At 63.8% G+C, this 20,441-nt stretch carries 13 protein-coding genes and 1 pseudogene; 5 read left to right on the plus strand and 9 right to left on the minus strand.

The genetic code is table 11. The features are described from left to right. Positions 1-95 precede the first annotated feature (95 nt). The 9 genes and pseudogenes from CN538_RS13655 to CN538_RS26390 form a co-directional block, all read right to left on the minus strand. Positions 96-7,664 carry an Ig-like domain-containing protein gene (locus CN538_RS13655; protein WP_129591375.1) on the minus strand — a complete coding sequence of 2,523 codons (7,569 nt, stop codon included), beginning with the start codon at positions 7,662-7,664 and terminating at the stop codon, positions 96-98. Positions 7,665-8,343: 679 nt separating this feature from the next. Beyond that, positions 8,344-9,348 (minus strand): Ig-like domain-containing protein, encoded by a 1,005-nt coding sequence (locus CN538_RS13660; protein ID WP_129591376.1) that lies wholly within the window; start codon positions 9,346-9,348, stop codon positions 8,344-8,346. A 28-nt stretch (positions 9,349-9,376) separates the two neighbouring features. Next, on the minus strand, positions 9,377-9,625 hold the full coding sequence (locus CN538_RS13665; RefSeq protein ID WP_129591377.1) for a hypothetical protein: 249 nt from the start codon (positions 9,623-9,625) through the stop codon (positions 9,377-9,379). A 219-nt stretch (positions 9,626-9,844) separates the two neighbouring features. Then, positions 9,845-10,030 carry a hypothetical protein gene (locus CN538_RS13670; RefSeq protein ID WP_106419793.1) on the minus strand — a complete coding sequence of 62 codons (186 nt, stop codon included), beginning with the start codon at positions 10,028-10,030 and terminating at the stop codon, positions 9,845-9,847. 86 nt (positions 10,031-10,116) lie between these two features. After that, the gene (locus CN538_RS13675) at positions 10,117-11,022 is read right to left on the minus strand and encodes an Ig-like domain-containing protein (protein ID WP_106419794.1); all 906 of its coding nucleotides are present in this window, start codon (positions 11,020-11,022) and stop codon (positions 10,117-10,119) included. Continuing rightward, the gene (locus tag CN538_RS13680; protein ID WP_106419795.1) at positions 10,959-11,702 is read right to left on the minus strand and encodes an Ig-like domain-containing protein; all 744 of its coding nucleotides are present in this window, start codon (positions 11,700-11,702) and stop codon (positions 10,959-10,961) included. The genes CN538_RS13675 and CN538_RS13680 overlap by 64 nt, the downstream gene beginning before the upstream one ends. Further along, positions 11,699-13,087: an Ig-like domain-containing protein gene (locus tag CN538_RS13685; RefSeq protein WP_106419796.1), complete on the minus strand. Its 1,389-nt coding sequence runs from the start codon at positions 13,085-13,087 to the stop codon at positions 11,699-11,701. The genes CN538_RS13680 and CN538_RS13685 overlap by 4 nt, the downstream gene beginning before the upstream one ends. 56 nt (positions 13,088-13,143) lie before the next feature. Continuing rightward, positions 13,144-15,318 (minus strand): Ig-like domain-containing protein, encoded by a 2,175-nt coding sequence (locus CN538_RS13690; RefSeq protein WP_106419797.1) that lies wholly within the window; start codon positions 15,316-15,318, stop codon positions 13,144-13,146. Positions 15,319-15,346: 28 nt separating this feature from the next. After that, a pseudogene (locus tag CN538_RS26390) lies at positions 15,347-15,394 on the minus strand (hypothetical protein); the annotation flags it as partial. Between the two features lie 572 nt (positions 15,395-15,966). Here CN538_RS26390 and CN538_RS13695 point away from each other — a divergent pair. The 5 genes from CN538_RS13695 (at position 15,967) to cysN (ending at position 20,337) form a co-directional block, all read left to right on the plus strand. After that, on the plus strand, positions 15,967-16,593 hold the full coding sequence (locus tag CN538_RS13695) for an NUDIX domain-containing protein (protein ID WP_106419798.1): 627 nt from the start codon (positions 15,967-15,969) through the stop codon (positions 16,591-16,593). A 43-nt stretch (positions 16,594-16,636) separates the two neighbouring features. After that, positions 16,637-17,083, plus strand: coding sequence for a DUF1249 domain-containing protein (locus tag CN538_RS13700; RefSeq protein WP_106419799.1), 447 nt, complete (start codon positions 16,637-16,639; stop codon positions 17,081-17,083). Continuing rightward, positions 17,083-17,805: a phosphodiesterase gene (locus CN538_RS13705; RefSeq protein ID WP_106419800.1), complete on the plus strand. Its 723-nt coding sequence runs from the start codon at positions 17,083-17,085 to the stop codon at positions 17,803-17,805. Before CN538_RS13700 ends, CN538_RS13705 begins: the two co-directional genes overlap by 1 nt. Before the next feature lie 183 nt (positions 17,806-17,988). Next, positions 17,989-18,912 carry a sulfate adenylyltransferase subunit CysD gene (gene cysD, locus CN538_RS13710; protein WP_207233507.1) on the plus strand — a complete coding sequence of 308 codons (924 nt, stop codon included), beginning with the start codon at positions 17,989-17,991 and terminating at the stop codon, positions 18,910-18,912. Next, positions 18,913-20,337, plus strand: a complete 1,425-nt coding sequence (gene cysN, locus CN538_RS13715; RefSeq protein ID WP_106419801.1) for a sulfate adenylyltransferase subunit CysN — start codon at positions 18,913-18,915, stop codon at positions 20,335-20,337. The last annotated feature ends 104 nt before the right edge of the window (positions 20,338-20,441 follow it).

Below are 20,441 nucleotides of genomic sequence, written 5' to 3' on the forward strand. Positions count from 1 at the left end.
TCGTGCGTAGCTGCGCATGCATTCTCGATCTGTCAGATTCGACTCGCGGGGCGCCGGCTGGCGCCCCGATCCCTTGCGCTAGTCACGCGGCCGATTCAGGTCTCCACGACGACGGTGTTGTGTTCCACCTGCAGCGTGGCGTCGCCAAAGGTGTACTGGTCATAGGCGGTTCCCTCCAGCGTTACGCTGCCGGTTAGCGTGGCGCCCTGAACGCTCAGGGTGTCTTGCTCGTCGCCGGTGATCTGCAGCACGTTGTCGTCGTCGGTCATGTCGAGCACGTTCTGAGCGCTGAGCGTGGCGCGACTGCTGCCATCGCCGCTGCCCAGATCGAGCCGCTCGATGTTGCCGATCGATCCGATGCCGCCCGCGATCATGTCGAGATCGATACCGCCATCCAGGACCAGGGTGTCGAAGCCGTCGCCGCCGTCGACCGAGGCGAAGGCGTTGCCGCTGACCACGATGGTGTCGTCGCCGGTGCCGCCATCAAGGGTGTCGGCGCCGTTGCCGCCGATCAGGAGATCGTTGCCGGCGCCGCCGTTGAGCACGTTATTGCCGGAGCCGGCGTTCAGCAGATCATTGCCATCACCACCGTTGAGGGTGTCATTGCCGGCGTAGCCGTAGAGCCGCTGACCGCTGTCAGCGGCGTTCAGCACGTCGTTGCCGCTGCCACCTTCGAGCAGGAAGTCGCTGCCATCCAGCCCCAGCAGGCGGTTGATCGCCTGGAGACTGACCAGGTTACCGGCGGCATCTGCGGTGGTGGTGCCGGAGATATCCGTGGCGGCGACGGTGAAACTCCCCAGCGCGCTCAAGCCGGCGTCCAGATTCAGCCCGGCTAGATCGAGCGAGCCGGTGTCGAGCTGCAGTGTGGCGAGGAATTCGTTGATCTCCAGGTTGTCGAGCGTGCCGCCGTCGCGCGCAGTGATGGTGATGGTGGTATTGGGCACCAGCACCCCGGCGAGGGCGCCGGTCTCTACGTTCACCTGATAGCCGAAGGCCTGCGCCATCGCCGTCGAGTAGGTAAAGGCGACGCTGCCGAGGGAGAGCGCGGCGAGTGCCTGATAGGTGATCTCCACCTGTCGCAGGTCGTTATCGGGGTCCAGCGCGATGAACGACTGTTGATCGAGGTCGATGATGCCGAGCGCCTCGACACCGAGCAGCCCCAGCAGGGAACCATCGTCGGCCTGCACGATGGGCGCGTTGGCGCTGGTACTGTCGGTGCTGTTGCGATCGACGGTCACGGTGGTGGTGTCGGTGTCGCCGTCACCATCGACCACCGTCGCGTCGACCACGGTCTGGTCCGGCAACTGGGCGCTGGAATCGACGGTCTCGCGATTGACCAGCATATTGCCGTTGGCCAGCAGATTGTTGATGATCGCCGCCTGGTTGGCGCCGAACTCGCCTACCAGATCGCTACCTTCGATGCGAATCACCTGATCCGCCTGTGCCTGCGCCGAGGCTTCGGTGATGCCGTCGGCGAACGCTCCCTCGGAATTCACGTAGAGCACGGTGGTGCCGCCGACCAGGGCGAAGAAGAGGTAGCTGGTGAGGTTGCCGGCGGTGGTGCCGCGGGCGCGGCCGCCCTCCAGCAGGCCGCGCAGATCGAGCCGATCACCGCCACCGCGCACGGGTTGCGCGCTGAAGTCGGTGATGGTGTCGGTGGCGGCGGCGCCGACGCTACCGGCATCTCCGGACTGCCACAGGAAGGTGTCGTTGCCCGCGCCGCCGGTCAGGGTGTCGTTGCCACGTCCGCCGATGATCACATCGTTACCCGCGCCGCCGATCAGGGTGTTGGCACCGGTACCGCCCAGCAGCCAGTCATTGCCCTCGCCACCGGAGAGGCTGCCGCTGGCGCTGGCGACCACCAGCACGTCGTCTCCAGCGGTGGCGGTCGGGTCGATGATGCTGCCGGCCCCACCCCCACTACCGGTCAGTAGATCGACGTTGAGCCCGCTGGTGTCGGAGGTGGTACTGGTATTGCCGACGGCGTCGGTGGCGGAGAGCGACAGCGAGGAGCCGGTCAGCGAGAGGATATTGACCCCGGATTGCTCGAGCCGGACGGTCGAAAGCAGGGCGTTGAGCTGCTGGTTGCTGATGGTGCCGCCATTGAGCCCGGTCAGGGTGATCGAGGCGTTCATCGACGAAATGATCCGTATGCCGAGGACCGTTGTCTGCTGGATATTGCTGGTCAGCTGGACATCGACGCCCAACGCCTGGGCCAGGGTCTGCGAGTAGGTGAAGGCCAGGCCGGCATTGCCGACCGCTATGTTCAGACCCAGCAGGCTGCCGGTCGCGGTATTGATGGCGACCCGCGTGGTGTCGTTGTCCGGGTCCGATACCTGGAAGGCCTGGTTGCTGCTGTTGGAGACCAGTCCGCCGACCGCATCCACGCCGACCAGGCCTAGCAGATCGTCCGACGGATCGAGACTGACCTGTGGTGCGCTACCCAATGCCACGCTGCCGTACTGATACTCGCCGGTGGTCATGTCCACGATCAGCGTCTCGGCGTTGCCGATCTCGATGGTCAACTGGCCGCTGTCGGCATCGAAGCTCTGCTGCAGTGCGAAGGTATCGCTACCGCTGGTGGTGACACTGGCGCTGTCCGGGTCATAGGTCAGTGTGTAGCCGCCGATACCGAGGCTTTGCACATAGCCGCCATCGGCGCCGAAACTGGCCACCAGGGTACCGCTCGCCGAGGTGCTCTCAGTGCCCAGGCCGAAGACCTGATCCGCTGCCGCGGTCGGGGTGGCGTCCTCGACATCGAAGGTCAGCGTGCCGCTGCCGAGGTTACCGGCCAGGTCGGTGACCGCGATATCGAAGCCAAGGCTGAGCACGTCCGCGCCTGCTGCGAGATGATCGAACGGACGCGATTGCGTGAAGGTGTAGCTGCCGTCGCTGGTGATCTCGAGCACCGCAACCTCGGCGCCGCCGGCACTGCCGGTCAGTCGGTAGGTGCCATTGTTCTCAGTGAGACTCCAGCTCACGCTGACGCCAGCGCTGGTGATACCGCTAGGCGCGCTGATATCCAGCTCACCCACGCCGCTGCCAGTGGCAAAATCGAGCGTGCCGGTGGTAGTGATGGCGGGGACGAAGAACAGCTCGGACTCCGAGGTCGCTATCGCGGTGTCTTCGATGGTGGGTGCCGTGAGATCCACCTGCACTGGGCCCAGGTTGCCGACTGGGCTGGTGTTGCCCGCGACATCGGTCTGGCGTACCTGCACATCCCCATCGGCATAGGTGCCTTCAGCCAGCTCGAAACGGGTGCCGGTGCCAGCGGTCCAGGTGGTGCCGCCGTCGGTCGAGTACTCCCAGGTGGCGTTGGTTTCCAGGCCGTCGACGGTCACGGTGGCGTCGTTGGTGATGCCGTCGGTGATATCCGCGCCGGTATCGTTGGCCAGTGAGATCGTCGGTGCGGTCGGTGTGCTGACGTCGACGATTACTGGGTCTAGGTTGCCGACTGGGCTGGTGTTGCCCGCCACATCGGTCTGGCGCACCTGCACGTCACCATCGGCATAGGTCCCTTCACCAAGCTCAAAGCTGGTGCCGGTTCCGGTGGTCCAGGTGGTGCCGCCGTCGGTGGAGTACTCCCAGATAGCGTTGGCTTCCAGGCCATCGATAGTCACGGTGGCATCGTTGGTGATGCCATCGGTGATATCTGCGCCGGTGTCATTGGTCAGCGAGATCGTCGGTGCGGTCGGGGCACTGAGGTCCACGACTACCGTGCCCAGACTATCGACAGGGCTGACGTTGCCCGTGACATCGGTCTGGCGCACCTGCACATCCCCATCGTCATAGGTCCCTTCACCCAGCTCGAAGCTGGTGCCGGTGCCCGTGGTCCAAGTGGTGCCGCCGTCAGTGGAGTATTCCCAAGTGGCATTGGCTTCGAGACCGTCAACACTCACGGTGGCGTCATTGGTGATGCCATCGGCGATATCCGCGCCGGTGTCGTTGGCCAGCGAGATCGTCGGTGTAATAGGCTCGCTCAAGTCGACAGTAATTGGCCCCAAGGCATCGACCGGGCTGATATTGCCGGCGACGTCGGTCTGGCGGACCTGCACAGCACCGTCGGCGTAGGTCCCTTCACCCAACTCGAAGCTGGTGCCGGTTCCGGTAGTCCAACTAGTGCCACCGTCGGTCGAGTACTCCCAGGTGGCGTTGGCTTCCAGGCCGTCGACAGTCACGGTGGCATCGTTGGTAATGCCATCGGTGATATCCGCGCCAGTGTCATTGGCCAGCGAGATCGTCGGTGCGAGGGGCTCGCTCAAGTCGACGGTGATTGGCCCCAGGTTATCGACCAGGCTGACGTTGCCCGCGACATCGGTCTGGCGAACCTGCACATCGCCATCGGCGTAGGTCCCTTCAGCCAGCTCGAAGCTGGTACCAGTGCCAGTGGACCAGGTGGTGCCGCCGTCGGTGGAGTACTCCCAAGTGGCGTTGGGTTCCAGGCCGTCGACAGTCACGGTGGCATCGCTGGTAATGCCATCGGTGATATCTGCGCCAGTGTCATTGGCCAGCGAGATCGTCGGTGCGAGGGGCTCGCTCAAGTCGACGGTGATTGGCCCCAGGTTATCGACCAGGCTGACGTTGCCCGCGACATCGGTCTGGCGAACCTGCACATCGCCATCGGCGTAGGTCCCTTCAGCCAGCTCGAAGCTGGTACCAGTGCCAGTGGACCAGGTGGTGCCGCCGTCGGTGGAGTACTCCCAGGTAGCATTGGCTTCGAGGCCGTCGACAGTCACGGTGGCATCATTGGTGATGCCGTCGGTGATATCCGCGCCGGTATCGTTGGCCAGTGAGATCGTTGGTGCAGTCGGGGCGCTGAGGTCTACGACTACTGGGCCCAGGCTATCAACAGGGCTGATATTGCCCGCGATATCGGTCTGGCGAACCTGCACATCCCCATCGGCATAGGTGCCTTCAGCCAGCTCGAAGCTGGCACCGGTGCCCATGGTCCAGGTGGTGCCTCCGTCGGTGGAGTACTCCCAGGTGGCGTTGGCTTCCAGGTCATCGACATTGACCGAGGCATCGCTGGTGATGCCATCGGCGATATCCGCGCCGGTATCGTTGGCCAGAGAGATCGTCGGGGCGTCGGGAGCGCTGAGATCGACGCTCAGCGAGAATGGTGCGCTCTCCGCTGACGTGTTGCCCGCGGCGTCGGTCGCGGTGATCGTGAAGTCATAGCTGCCTTCGCCAAGCGCTGCCGGTGTGTAGCTCCAGTTGCCGGTGTCATCAGCGATTACCGTGTCTAGCTGAGTTCCGTCCAGGAAAATCGTGACTGTGCTGCTAGCTTCCGCGCTCCCTCTCAAGGTGGGCGTCGTGTCGGTGCTGTCGCCATTGGCGAGATTTCCGACAGGGTCCACGTCGTCGACCGCGAAGTCGATCATGGGTGTAGGCGGTGGCGTCGTATCGTCGAGGTTGACATCCACATTTCGAGAGTCGGTACCGCCGGCATTGCCTGCCACGTCTGTCGCCGTGGCCTGTACCTGCGTTGCATCGGCGAGGGGAGTCGCTGGCTGGAATGACCAGTTACCGTTGGCATTGACAGTGACCTCTCCAATGAACGCATCATCGCCATCGCGCAACGTGATTGTGCTATTGGGCTCGGCAGAGCCGGTGATGATCTGCCCGTTGGTCGGATCGATGGTAGGCGCGGGAGGCGGTGTGAGATCGACGGTGACGGGGCCGAGATTACCCACGCTGCTATTGCCGGCGACATCGGTCTGACGCACCTGCACATCACCGTCGGCGTAGGTCGCTTCACCCAGCTCGAAACTGGTGCCGGTACCACTGGACCAGGTGGTACCGCCGTCGGTGGAGTACTCCCAGGTAGCGTTGGGTTCCAGGCCGTCGACAGTCACGGTGGCATCATTGGTGATGCCATCGGTGATATCCGCGCCGGTATCGTTGGCCAGCGAGAGCGTCGGCGCGGTCGGTGCGCTCATGTCGATGGTGATCGGCCCCAGACTATCGGTCGCGCTGACATTGCCGGCGACATCGGTCTGACGTACCTGCACATCCCCATCGGCATAGGTGCCTTCAGCCAGCTCGAAGCTGGCGCCGGTGCCCATGGTCCAGGTGGTGCCGCCGTCGGTGGAGTACTCCCAGGTGGCGTTGGCTTCCAGATCAGTCACATTGACCGTGGCATCGTTGGTGATGCCGTCGGTGATATCCGCGCCGGTGTCGTTGGCCAGCGAGATTGTCGGTGCGGTGGGTTCGCTAAGGTCCACGACTACCGGGCCCAGATTACCGGCCGGGCTGACGTTGCCCGCGACATCGCTCTGGCGCACCTGCACATCCCCATCGGCATAGGTCCCTTCAGCCAGCTCGAAACTGGTGCCGGTACCACTGGACCAGGTGGTGCCGCCGTCGGTGGAGTACTCCCAGGTAGCGTTGGGTTCCAGGGCGTCGACAGTCACGGTGGCATCATTGGTGATGCCATCGGTAATATCCGCGCCGGTGTCATTGGCCAGCGAGAGCGTCGGCGCGGTCGGTGCGCTCAGGTCGATGGTGATCGGCCCCAGACTATCGGTCGCGCTGACATTGCCGGCGACATCGGTCTGACGTACCTGCACATCCCCATCGGCATAGGTGCCTTCAGCCAGCTCGAAGCTGGCGCCGGTGCCCATGGTCCAGGTGGTGCCGCCGTCGGTGGAGTACTCCCAGGTGGCGTTGGCTTCCAGATCAGTGATATTGACCGTGGCATCGCTGGTGATGCCATCGGCGATATCCGCGCCGGTGTCGTTGGCCAGTGAGATCGTTGGTGCGGTGGGCGCGCTCAAGTCGACCGTGATCGGCCCCAGACTATCGACCGGACTGATATTGCCCGCGACATCGGTCTGACGAACTTGCACATCGCCATCGGCATAAGTCCCTTCAGCCAGCTCGAAGCTGGTGCCGGTGCCAGTGGACCAAGTGGTGCCGCCGTCGGTGGAGTATTCCCAGGTGGCGTTGGGTTCCAGGCCGTCGACAGTCACGGTGGCATCATTGGTGATGCCGTCGGCGATATCCGCGCCGGTATCATTGGCCAGCGAGATCGTCGGTGCGACAGGTGCGCTCAAATCGACGGTGATTGCTCCCAGACTATTGACAGGGCTGATATTGCCCGCGATATCGGTCTGGCGTACCTGTATATCACCATCGGAATAGGTCCCTTCACTCAGCTCAAAGCTGGTGCCGGTGCCAGTGATCCAGGTCGAACCACCGTCGGTCGAGTACTCCCAGGTAGCGTTGGCTTCCAGGCCGTCGACAGTCACGGAGGCATCGTTGGTAATGCCATCGGTGATATCTGCGCCGGTGTCATTGGTCAGCGAGATCGTCGGTGCGGTCGGTGCGCTAAGGTCCACGACTACCGGGCCCAGGTTGCCAACCAAGCTGGTGTTGCCAGCGACATCGGTCTGACGAACTTGTACATCCCCATCGGCATAAGTCCCTTCACCTAGGTCGAAGCTGGTACCGGTTCCGGTGGTCCAAGTGGTGCCACCGTCGGTGGAGTACTCCCAGGTGGCGTTGGCTTCGAGACCGTCGACGGCCACGGTGGCGTCGTTGGTGATGCCGTCGGTGATATCTGCGCCGGTGTCGTTGGCCAGCGATATCGTTGGTGCAGTCGGGGCGCTGAGGTCCACGACTACCGTGCCCAGACTCTCTACCGGACTAGTTGCCGGCGACATCGATCTGGCGTACCTGTACATCCCCATCGGCATAGGTCCCTTCACTCAGCTCAAAGCTGGTGCCGGTGCCAGCGGTCCAGGTGGTGCCGCCGTCGGTGGAGTACTCCCAGGTGGCGTTGGCTTCCAGATCAGTGACATTGACCGTGGCATCATTGGTGATGCCGTCGGCGATATCCGCGCCGGTGTCGTTGGCCAGCGAGATCGTCGGTGTGGGGGGCCGCTAAGGTCGACCGTGATCGGGCCCAGACTATCGACAGGGCTTATGTGCCCGCGGTATCGGTCTGGCGTACCTGCACAACCATCGGCGTAGCTTGACTCACCCAACTCGAAGCTGGTGCCGGTTCCGGTGGTCCAGGTGGTGCCGCCGTCGGTGGAGTACTCCCAGGTGGCGTTGGCTTCGAGGCCGTCGACAGTCACGGTGGCATCATTGGTGATGCCGTCGGTGATATCCGCGCCGGTATCGTTGGCCAGTGAGATCGTTGGTGCAGTCGGGGCGCTGAGGTCTACGACTACTGGCCCCAGACTATCAACAGGGCTGATTGCCCGCGATATCGGTCTGGCGAACCTGCACTCCCCATCGGCATAGGTGCCTTCAGCCAGCTCGAAGCTGGCGCCGGTGCCCATGGTCCAGGTGGTGCCGCCGTCGGTGGAGTACTCCCAGGTGGCGTTGGCTTCCAGATCATTGACATTGACCGTGGCATCGCTGGTGATGCCATCGGCGATATCCGCGCCGGTATCGTTGGCCAGAGAGATCGTCGGGGCGTCGGGAGCGCTGAGATCGACGCTCAGCGAGAATGGTGCGCTCTCCGCTGACGTGTTGCCCGCGGGTGGTCGCGGTGATCGTGAAGTCATAGCTGCCTTCGCCAAGCGCTGCCGGTGTGTAGCTCCAGTTGCCGGCGTCATCAGCGATTACCGTGTCTAGCTGAGTTCCGTCCAAGAAAATCGTGACGGTGCTGCTAGCTTCCGCGCTCCCTCTCAAGGTGGGCGTCGTGTCGTTGGTGTTGTCACCATTGGCGAGATTTCCGACAGGGTCCACGTCGTCGACCGCGAAGTCGATCATGGGTGTAGGCGGTGGCGTCGTATCGTCGAGATTGACATCCACATTTCGAGAGTCGGCACCGCCGGCATTGCCTGCCACATCTGTCGCCGTCGCCTGCACCTGCGTCGCATCGGTGAGGGGAGTCGCTGGCTGGAATGACCAGTTACCGTTGGCATTGGCAGTGACCTCTCCAATGAACGCATCATCGCCATCGCGCAACGTGATTGTGCTATTGGGCTCGGCAGAGCCGGTGATGATCTGCCCGTTGGTCGGATCGATGGTTGGTGCGAGAGGCGGTGTGAGATCGACGGTGACGGGGCCGAGATTACCCACGCTGCTATTGCCGGCGACATCGGTCTGACGCACCTGCACATCACCGTCGGCGTAGGTCGCTTCACCCAGCTCGAAACTGGTGCCGGTACCACTGGACCAGGTGGTGCCGCCGTCGGTGGAGTACTCCCAGGTGGCGTTGGCTTCCAAGCCATCGACAGTCACGGAGGCATCATTGGTGATGCCATCGGCGATATCCGCGCCGGTGTCAGTGGCCAGTGAGATCGTTGGTGCGGTGGGCGCGCTCAAGTCGACCGTGATCGGCCCCAGACTATCGACCGGGCTGATATTGCCCGCGACATCGCTCTGGCGCACCTGCACATCCCCATCGGCATAGGTGCCTTCAGCCAGCTCGAAGCTGGTGCCGGTTCCGGTGGTCCATGTGGTGCCGCCGTCGGTGGAGTACTCCCAGGTGGCGTTGGTCCAGACCGTCGACAGTCACGGTGGCATCGTTGGTGATGCCGTCGGTGATATCCGCGCCGGTGTCGTTGGCCAGCGAGAGCGTCGGTGCGGTGGGCGCGCTGAGGTCCACGACTACCGGGCCCAAGTTGCCAACCAGGCTGGTGTTGCCCGCGACATCGCTCTGGCGCACCTGCACATCCCCATCGGCATAGGTCCTTCACCTAGCTCGAAGCTGGTGCCGGTGCCAGTGGTCCAGGTCGTACCACCGTCGGTGGAGTACTCCCAGGTGGCGTTGGCTTCCAGGCCGTCGACATTGACCGTGGCGTCATTGGTAATGTCGTCGGCGATATCCGCACCGTATCGCTGGCCAGCGAGATCGTTGGTGCGACAGGTGCGCTGAGGTCCACGGTCACCGGGCCCAGATTGCCGACCGGACTGGTGTTACCGCGACATCGGTCTGCGTACCTGCACCATCACCGTCGGCATAGGTGGCCTCATCCAGCTCGAAACTGGTGCCGGTTCCTGCGGTCCAGATCGAACCACCGTCGGTGGAGTATTCCCAGGTGGCGTTGGCTTCGAGACCGTCGACAGTCACGGTGGCGTCATTGGTAATGCCATCGGTGATATCCGCGCCGGTATCGTTGGCCAGCGAGATCGTCGGTGCGGTCGGCGCACTCAGATCTACGGTGATCGGACCCAGGCTATCGACCGGGCTGGTGTTGCCGCGAGATCAGTCTGACGTACCTGCACATCACCGTCGGCATAGCTCCCTTCAGCCAATTCGAAGCTGGTGCCAGTTCCGGTGGTCCAGGTGGTACCACCGTCGGTGGAGTACTCCCAGATGGTGTCGGGTTCGAGGTCAGCGATATTGACCGTGGCATCGCTGGTGATGCCGTCGTTGGCATCGAGACCGCTATCAGTCTGGAGAGCTATCGTCGGTGCGGTGGGCGCGCTAAGGTCCACGACTACCGGGCCCAGATTGCCGACCGGACTGGTGTTACCCGCGTCATCGGTCTGGCGCACCTGTACTGCACCGTCGGCATAGGTGGCCTCATCCAGCTCGAAACTGGTGCCGGTTCCGGTGGTCCAGGTGGTGCCGCCATCGGTGGAGTACTCCCAAGTGGCGTCGACTTCCAGGCCCGTGACATTGACCGTGGCGTCATTGGTAATGCCATCGGCGATATTCGCGCCGGTGTCATTGGCTAGCGAGAGCGTCGGCGCGGTCGGCGCACTCAGGTCGACGGTAATCGGCCCCAGACTGTCGACCGGGCTGGTGTTGCCCGCGAGATCAGTCTGACGTACCTGCACGGCGCCATCGGCGTAGGTGGCCTCATTCAGCTCGAAGCTGGTGCCGCTCCCCATGTTCCAGGTGGTGCCGCCGTCGGTGGAGTACTCCCAGATGGTGTCGGGTTCGAGGCCAGTGACATTGACTGTGGCGTCATTGGTGATGCCGTCAGTGCGATTCGCGCCGGAGTCGTTGGCCAAAGAGATCGTCGGCGCTGCCGGTGCGCTGAGGTCCACGGCTACCGAGCCCAGATTGCCGACCGGGCTGGTATTGCCCGCGACGTCGGTCTGGCGTACTTGCACATCGCCATCGGCGTAGCTGGCTCTCCCAGTTCGAAGCTGGCGCCACTGCCGGTGGTCCAGGTGGCACCGCCATCGGTGGAGTACTCCCAAGTGGCGTCGACTTCCAGGCCTGTGACATTGACCGTGGCGTCATTGGTGACGCCGTCGTTCACATCCAAGCCGTTATCGTTGGCCAACGAGATCGCGGGCGTCGCCGGTGCGTTAAGGTCGACGCCCACCGGGCCCAGATTGCCGACCGGGCTGGTATTGCCCGCGACATCAGTCTGGCGCACCTGCACAGTGCCATCCGCGTAGGTGGCCTCATTCAGCTCGAAGCTAATGCCGACTCCGGTGGTCCAGGTGGTGCCGCCATCGGTGGAGTACTCCCAGGTGGCATTGGCTTCGAGGCCAGTGACATTGACTGTGGCGTCATTGGTGATGCCGTCAGTGCGATTCGCGCCGGAGTCGTTGGCCAAAGAGATCGTCGGCGCTGCCGGTGTGCTGAGGTCCACGGCTACCGAGCCCAGATTGCCGACCGGACTGATATTGCCCGCGGCGTCGGTCTGGCGCACCTGTACATCGCCATCGGCATAAGCCCCTTCACCCAGCTCGAAGCTGGTGCCGGTGCCCGCGGTCCAGGTGGTGCCGCCGTCGGTGGAATACTCCCAAGTGGCGTTGGCTTCCAGGCCGTCGACAGTCACGGTGGCATCGTTGGTAATGCCATCGGCGATATCCGCGCCGGTATCATGGCCAGCGAGATCGTCGGCGCGGTGGGCGCGCTGAGGTCCACGACTATCGGGCCCAGACTATCGACAGGGCTGACATTGCCGGCGACGTCGGACTGGCGCACCTGCACATCGCCATCGGCGTAGGTCCCTTCACCCAGCTCGAAGCTGGTGCCGGTTCCGGTGGTCCAGGTGGTGCCGCCGTCGGTGGAGTACTCCCAGGTGGCGTTGGCTTCGAGACCGTCGACAGTCACGGTGGCATCGTTGGTAATGCCGTCGGCGATATCCGCGCCGGTGTCAGTGGCCAGCGAGAGCGTCGGTGCGGTCGGTGCGCTCAAGTCGACCGTAATTGGTCCCAATGCATCGGCCGGGCTGACGTTGCCGGCGACATCGGTCTGGCGGACCTGCACGGCACCGTCGGCGTAGGACCCTTCACCCAGCTCGAAGCTGGTGCCGGTGCCCGTGGTCCAGGTCGTGCCACCGTCGGTGGAGTACTCCCAGGTGGCGTTGGCTTCGAGACCGTCGACAGTCACGGTGGCATCGTTAGTCATGCCGTCGGTGATATCCGCGCCGGTGTCAGTGGCCAGCGAGAGCGTCGGCGCGGTGGGCGCGCTGAGGTCCACGACGACCTGGCCCAGACTATCTACCGGACTAGTGTTACCGGCGACATCGGTCTGGCGCACCTGCACATCCCCGTTGGCATAGGTCCCTTCACCCAGCTCGAAGCTGGTGCCGGTGCCAGCGCTCCAGGTGTTGCCGCCATCGGTGGAGTACTCCCAGGTGGCGTTGGCTTCGAGGCCGTCGACAGTCACGGTGGCATCGTTGGTGATGCCATCGGCGATATCCGCGCCGGTATCAGTGGCCAGTGAGATCGTCGGTGCGGTTGGGGCCGTGGCATCGATGTTCAGCGAGAACGATGCACTCTCCTGAGATGTATTGCCCGCCGCATCAGTGGCTGTGACCGTGAAGTCATAGCTGCCGTCAGCCAGTGCATCTGGCGTAAACGACCAGTTGCCCTCGGCATCGGTCATCGTGGTGCCCAGCAGCACGCCGCCGGCGAACACGCTGATACTACTACCGGGCTCTGCGCTGCCGCTTAGTGCGGGTGTGTTGTCATTACTGATGTCACCACTGGCCAGGTCGCCGGCGGGGGAGACGTCGTCGACCACGGTATCGATAGAGGGCGCGTCAGGCGGAGTGGTGTCCACATTGATGGCGAAGGGGCCGCTGGGCTGGGATGTCTGTCCCGTGGGATCGAAAGAGAGTGCCCGGAAAGTGGTGTTGCCGCTGGCCAGCCGCGAAAGGATGCGGAAGCTCCAGTTACCGAAGTTATCGGCTTGAGTCTCTCCCAACATTTGCATGCCGCTGCCACTATCCGCCCAAAGCTGTACGCGGTTGGTCGCTTCTGCGGTGCCAATCAGCGCGGCATGGTGTCGTTGGTGGTACCGCCATCTCCGACTTCGCCGGTGATGGGAGCTTCGGTATCCAGAGACGTGATGATGACCGGGTCTGCCGGCGGACGGTTATCTACCAGGTCCGAGTCGACGGTGGCGCTACCGGGATCGCTGGCGTTGCCGGCGGCATCCGTTGCGACGGCGGTGACGGTACTGCCATCGGCCAGTGGCGTATCCGGTGCGTAGGACCAATTACCATTGCGGTCCACGTTCACCGTGGCGAGTTCGTTGGCATCGCCATCGGTCAGGGTCACCGTGCTACCAGCTTCGGCCGTGCCGGTGACGATCTCGCCATCGGTCGGATTGACGACCGGCGCCGCGGGCGGCTGTGTATCGACCGTCAGGGTGAAGGGGGCGCTGGCCGGCGAGTCGTTGCCGGCGCTATCGGTGGCGGTAAAGGTGAAGTCGTAATCACCCTGGGCCAGTGCGTCCGGCGTGAAGTTCCAGTTGCCCTGGGCATCGGTGCTGGTCGTGCCGATCGCATCGCCATTGGCGTAGACCGTCACTGTGCTGCCGGCTTCCGCGCGGCCGGTGAAGCGCGGGGTGGTGTCATTGGTGCTGTCGCCGCTGGCGAGCGCACCGGTCTGTGGCGCGACGTCGTCGCTGACGGTGGTCAGGGTCGGCGCGGCCGGCGGGGTGGTGTCGTTGAGATCACCCTCCACGGTGGCCGAGGTCGGTGCACTGGCATTGCCGGCGGCATCCGTGGCGACGGCGTTGACCGCACTGCCGTCGGCGAGCGGGGTGCCGGGCTGGAACGACCAGTTGCCGTTGGCATCGGTGGTGGTGGAGCCGATGGGATTACCATCGCCATCGGTCAGGGTCACTGTGCTGCCGGCTTCGGCCGTGCCGGAGATGATCTCGCCATCGGTCGGATCGACGACCGGCGCCGCGGGCGGCTGTGTATCGACCGTCAGGGTGAAGGGGGCGCTGGCCGGCGAGTCGTTGCCGGCGCTATCGGTGGCGGTAAAGGTGAAGTCGTAATCACCCTGGGCCAGTGCGTCCGGCGTGAAGTTCCAGTTGCCCTGGGCATCGGTGCTGGTCGTGCCGATCGCATCGCCATTGGCGTAGACCGTCACTGTGCTGCCGGCTTCCGCGCGGCCGGTGAAGCGCGGGGTGGTGTCATTGGTGCTGTCGCCGCTGGCGAGCGCACCGGTCTGTGGCGCGACGTCGTCGCTGACGGTGGTCAGGGTCGGCGCGGCCGGCGGGGTGGTGTCGTTGAGATCACCCTCCACGGTGGCCGAGGTCGGTGCACTGGCGTTGCCGGCGGCATCCGTGGCGACGGCGTTGACCGCACTGCCGTCGGCGAGCGGGGTGCCGGGCTGGAACGACCAGTTGCCGTTGGCATCGGTGGTGGTGGAGCCGATGGGATTACCGTCGCCATCGGTCAGGGTCACCGTGCTGCCGGCTTCGGCCGTGCCGGTGACGATCTCGCCGTCGGTCGGATTGACGACCGGCGCCGCGGGCGCGCTGAGATCGATGGTAACGGCGCCTAGATTGCCGACCGGGCTGGTGTTGCCAGCGCTATCGGTCTGACGTACCTGAATGGCACCATCGGCGTAGCTTCCCGCCGGCAGTTCGAAGCTGGTGCCGGTTCCTGTGGTCCAGGTCGTACCACCGTCCGTGGAATACTCCCAGGTCGCGTTGGCTTCAAGGCCCGAAACGTTGACTGTGGGGTCCCCGGTAATGCCGTCATCGGTATCTGCGCCGGTATCGGTGGCCAGTGACAGTGTCGGGGCGCTCGGCGGTAGAGTGTCGCCGCCATTCCCCTCACCGCCATCGTTGCCACCATCGTCAGGGGCATCGCCACCACCGCCATTGTTGCCACCATCGTCGGGGGCATCTCCGCCGCCGCCGCCACCGCCACTACCTGCTGCCACCGCACCCGCTACACCCACCCCGGCGGCGATGGCCGCGATGCCGGCGGCGGAAAGGCCGCCACCACCGGCGGTATCGCCGGCGAGCGCGAGAAGGCCCGAACTGTCATCGAGCGGGATATAGTCGGCAACGAGTAAACCATTGCTCTGGGCAACACCGAGATCCGCCAGATAGAGCTGGTTATCCTCACCCAGCAGATAAAGTTGGCTGGTGGCCGTTTCGCCGTAGCCGTAGAAATCGGTGATACGCAGGGACCTGACCATCTGACAGCGTTACGATCAGGTCGTCGCCTTGGCGTACCACTTCTCCGATCTGGTCAGGAGAGAGCTTTAGCAGCACGTTGCTAGGCTGCTCGAGTGAGAGTGGCCGTTATCGACGTTGATCAACGGGGCCTGGTTCAGATCTTCTGAGCGAGCGCTAACCCTGGCGGAGACGGTCATGTGGCTTACCCCTGCGTGAGATAATGATTTATATGGTTGAATTATAAATGCGTAAGGTCGTGCTTATTAGTTGCTGCTAATTACACTTAGTTTGTCTGTGCGGCCCCTTCAATGGTGTGATTGGTAAATAAGTGTTACCGGCTGTAAAGGGTCGGATTTTTCTTTCAAAAACAGTCTCGTCCTCTTCTTATTAGTAGTTTCTGAATAAAATCGATCAGGGTTATTGTATAAACATGTAGATGAGATAGAGGTTTCTATTAACTGGGTGGGGCGCTTTCTCTAGCCTGACAAACGTCGGCGAGGTGCTGGTGCCATTGATGCACGTGGCCGTACTGGCGTCGGCCGAGCGCGCTTTCTTCCCGGCTGACGCGCAAGCATCACCTCGAGTGGCTTGGCCACGCCGATAGCGGTGGTTGGAAACCCGGTTATCTGCCTCAATAGAGGGAGGCTACCGATGACAGGAGCACAGGCATGGCGCAGCATCCCCAAGAGCCGGGTCGGTTCGACGCCGATGACGTGGAGCGGTTGGAAACCGAGCTGATCTATGACGGGTTCTTTGCGCTGGAGAAGCGCCGTCTGCGTCACCGCCTCTTCAACGGCGGCTGGAGCGAGGCCATGGACCGCGAGGTCCATGTTCGCCGCGATGCGGTGGGGGTACTACTCTACGATCCGGCGCTCGACCGCGTCGTGCTGGTAGAGCAGATCCGGGCGGGAGCGCTCGACGACGCGCGCTCGCCCTGGAAACTGGAGCCCGTGGCGGGGCTGGTCGAGGCCGGCGAGTCGCCGGCCGAGGTGGCACGCCGTGAGGCTAAAGAAGAAGCCGGGTGCGAGATTGATGAGTTGATCGAGCTACACCGGTACTATCCCAGTCCAGGTGCCTGCACCGAGCAAGTGACGATGTTCTGTGGTTTGATCGATAGCTCGGGCGTAGGCGGCGTGCACGGACTCGACGTCGAGCACGAAGACATTCTGGTTCACGTCATGCCGTTCCCGGAAGCCTGGGACCGGCTGATGGCGGGTGATTTGGACAATGCCATGGCGTTGATCGGTTTTCACTGGCTGGCGCGCGAGCGCGCAGGGCTGAGAGCACGGTCATAGCGGCTTCATCGCGGTCGACGCCAGGCCCTAGCAGGAGAAAAATATGGTCAAGACCGCCTATGTCACCGATCTCAAGGCACTGCAGGCGGAGTGCAGCAGCAACTACGTGAGGCTGTGCCGGCTGGTGGCCGACATGGCCGCGGGCGAGGTGCGCGAAGTGCCTCTGGCAGGAGAGCGTGCGCGCTTCGGCACGCTGTTGCTCGAAGTGCTGGAACAGGCGCCCTACACCACGATCGCCCGGGTTTCGCAGACCGGCGTGCTGGATGGCTTCATCGACTCGCCACGCATGACCGTGCACCTCTATCACGATGCCAATATGGCCGAGGTCACCGATTTTCAGCGTCAGCGCCACTTCCAGGGGCGTTATCGCTATCCCAATCCGCGCATGCACCAGCCCGACGAGAAGCTCCAGATCAACCGCTTTCTGGGGGAGTGGCTGCAGCACGGTCTCGCCCATGGTCACGCGGCCGGTGTCCCGGAAGCCCCCTAATGCGCGTGATTCAGATTACCGATTGCCATCTGCTGGCCGACCCCCAAGGCACCTCGCGCAAGGGGTTCCCGCTGCGACAGCTCCAGGCCGTATTGCGCCGGGCGGCCCAGCTGCGCCCCGATGTGCTGTTGGTCACGGGTGATGTCTCCCAGGACGAGACCTCCGCGACCTACCGTCTGGCCAGTGAGGCCTTCGCGCGGTTGGGTTGCCCCTGGTTCTGGATTCCCGGCAATCACGATCAGCCCGAGCTGATGGCGGAGTGGCAGCCGGCGCTGGACGAGATCGACCTCGAGCACTGGCGCATCCTGCTGCTGGACACGCGGATCAGCGGGCAGCCGGGCGGGGCGGTCGGGCAGACCCAGCTACAGCATCTGGCCGCGCAGCTCGAAGACGACGACAGGCCCACATTGATCGCGATGCATCATCCGCCGCTCGCCATCGGTTCGGTGTGGATGGATGCGATCGGGCTCGAGGATCGTGACGCTTTCTGGCAGACCCTGGCGCCCTATCCGCAGGTGCGGGCGGTTCTGTGCGGCCACATTCACCAGGCCTTTGCTGCCTGGCAGGGGCTGGTGGCGGTCTATGGATGTCCCGCCACCTCCGATCAGTTCCTACCCGGCAGCCACGAGTTCAGTGTCGACGAAGCCGCCCGCCCCGGGCTGCGCGTGGTCGACCTCGAAGGCGATCGGCTGTCGACCTGGATCGAGCGTGTCGAGTTGTAGCGTCGCCCGGCGGCAGCGCCCTTCGTGGTGTGAAGCGCAGCATCCGGCTGCGCTTCTTTATAACTAAATCAGATTTTGAGATTAGCTTTCATTCTTTGACGTTATTACCGATCTCTCGCTAGGGTGACGACTCTACGATTCCGAGCCGTGCCTTCACGAAGCACGTGACAGCGAGATTCCCCCATGGCAGATCGATTGGTTAGCGCACAACGTCAAACCCACCTCAAGCAGCTCGAGGCGGAGTCGATTCACATCATCCGTGAGGTCGCGGCCGAGTTCCGCAACCCGGTGATGCTCTACTCGATCGGCAAGGACTCCTCGGTGATGCTGCATCTGGCGCGCAAGGCATTCTATCCGGGGACGCCGCCGTTTCCGCTGATGCACGTCAACACCACCTGGAAGTTCAAGGAGATGATCGAGTTCCGCGACCGCATGGCGGCCAGCGTGGGCATGGAGCTGATCGAACACATCAACGAGGAGGGGCGCGTCGCCGGCATCAACCCCTTCGATCACGGTAGCGCCAAGTACACCGACATCATGAAGACCCAGTCGCTGAAGATGGCGCTGGACAAGTACGGCTTCGATGCCGCCTTTGGCGGCGCGCGGCGCGATGAAGAAGCGTCCCGGGCCAAGGAACGGGTCTACTCCTTCCGTGACAAGCACCACCGCTGGGACCCCAAGAACCAGCGCCCGGAGCTGTGGCGGCTCTACAACGGCAAGGTCAACCAGGGCGAGTCGATCCGCGTCTTCCCGCTCTCCAACTGGACCGAGCTGGATATCTGGCAGTACATCTACCTCGAATCGATCCCCATCGTGCCGCTCTACTTTGCCGCGCCGCGCCCGGTGGTCGAGCGTGACGGCATGCAGGTGATGGTCGACGACGAGCGCCTGCCGCTGGCACCGGGTGAAGTGCCGGAAGAGAAGTGGGTGCGTTTTCGCACCCTCGGCTGCTACCCGCTCACCGGGGCGGTGGAGTCGCGGGCGGCGACGCTGCCCGAGATCATCCAGGAGATGCTGCTGACCCGCACCAGCGAGCGCTCGGGCCGGGCCATCGACCGCGATCAGGCGGGGTCGATGGAGAAGAAGAAACGCGAGGGGTACTTTTAAATGTCACATCAGTCTTCGCTCATCGCCGACAATATCGAGCAGTATCTCCACGAGCACGAGAACAAAGACCTGCTGCGCTTCATTACCTGCGGCAGCGTCGATGACGGCAAGTCGACCCTGATCGGGCGGCTGCTGCACGACTCCAAGATGATCTACGAGGATCAGCTCGCCGCCATCACCCGCGACTCCAAGACCAGCGGCACCACCGGTGACAAGGTCGACCTGGCGCTGCTGGTCGACGGCCTGCAGTCGGAGCGCGAGCAGGGCATCACCATCGATGTCGCTTACCGCTTCTTCTCCACCGACAAGCGCAAGTTCATCATCGCCGACACCCCGGGGCACGAGCAGTACACCCGCAACATGGCCACCGGGGCCTCCACTGCCAGCCTCGCGGTGATCCTGATCGACGCCCGCCACGGGGTACAGACGCAGACGCGCCGGCACAGCTTCATCGCCGACCTGCTGGGTATCCAGCACCTGGTGATCGCGGTCAACAAGATGGACCTGGTCGACTACGCCGAAGCGCGTTTCGACGAGATCGTCGCCGAGTACCGCGCCTTCGCCGAGAAGCTCGACGCCCGCGACATCCGCTTCGTGCCGCTCTCGGCGCTGGAGGGTGACAACGTCGTCAACCCCAGCGAGCAGATGGATTGGTACGCCGGTCCGCCGCTGCTCGAACTGCTGGAGACGGTCGAGATCGCCCACGACGCCAACCTCTCCGATCTGCGCCTGCCGGTGCAGTACGTCAACCGCCCGCACCTCGACTTCCGCGGCTACTGCGGTACGCTCGAAGCCGGCATCCTGCGCCCCGGCCAGGCGATCAAGGCGCTGCCCTCGGGCAAGCGCTCGCGGGTAGCACGCATCGTCACCTTCGACGGCGACCTCGAAGAAGCGTATCCGGGGCAGGCGGTAACGGTGACCCTGGAAGACGAGATCGACCTATCTCGCGGTGACTGGCTGGTGGCGGCGGATGCCGAGGTGACCCAGGCCAGCGCGCTGGAAGCGGACATCGTGTGGATGCACGAGAACGCCCTCGAACCCGGCCGGCTCTACGATTTCAAGCTGGGCACCCAGGAAGTGGCCGGACGGGTGGCCGAGATCGACTACCAGATCGACGTCAACAGCCTGGCGCAGATGCCGGCGGAGCAACTGGCGCTCAACGCCATCGGGCGCTGCCGAGTGGAGCTGACCGCCAGCGTGCCGCTGGACGACTATCGGCGCAGCCCGGGGACCGGCAGCTTCGTGGTGATCGACCGGCTGAGCAACGTCACCGTGGGCGCTGGGCTGATCCGCGGCGCGGCGGCGGGTCGCGAGGCGAGCGGCGAGGTTGACTGGCAGGCCTTCGAGGTCGAGTTCAACGCGCTGATCCGCAAGCACTTCCCGCACTGGGAAGCCAAGGACGTGCGGGAGCTTTTCAAGCGCTGAGACGCGCCCACGTGACGTCTGTCATATACGATGGCGGCCCCGGTAGCGGGGCCGCCTTTTTTGCGTTGCGCGGGTGGGCGAGGCCGCCACGCCGGGCGCGCGAC

The sequence above is a fragment of the Salinicola tamaricis genome, assembly GCF_003006155.1.
GTDB classification, from domain to species: Bacteria; Pseudomonadota; Gammaproteobacteria; order Pseudomonadales; family Halomonadaceae; genus Salinicola; species Salinicola tamaricis.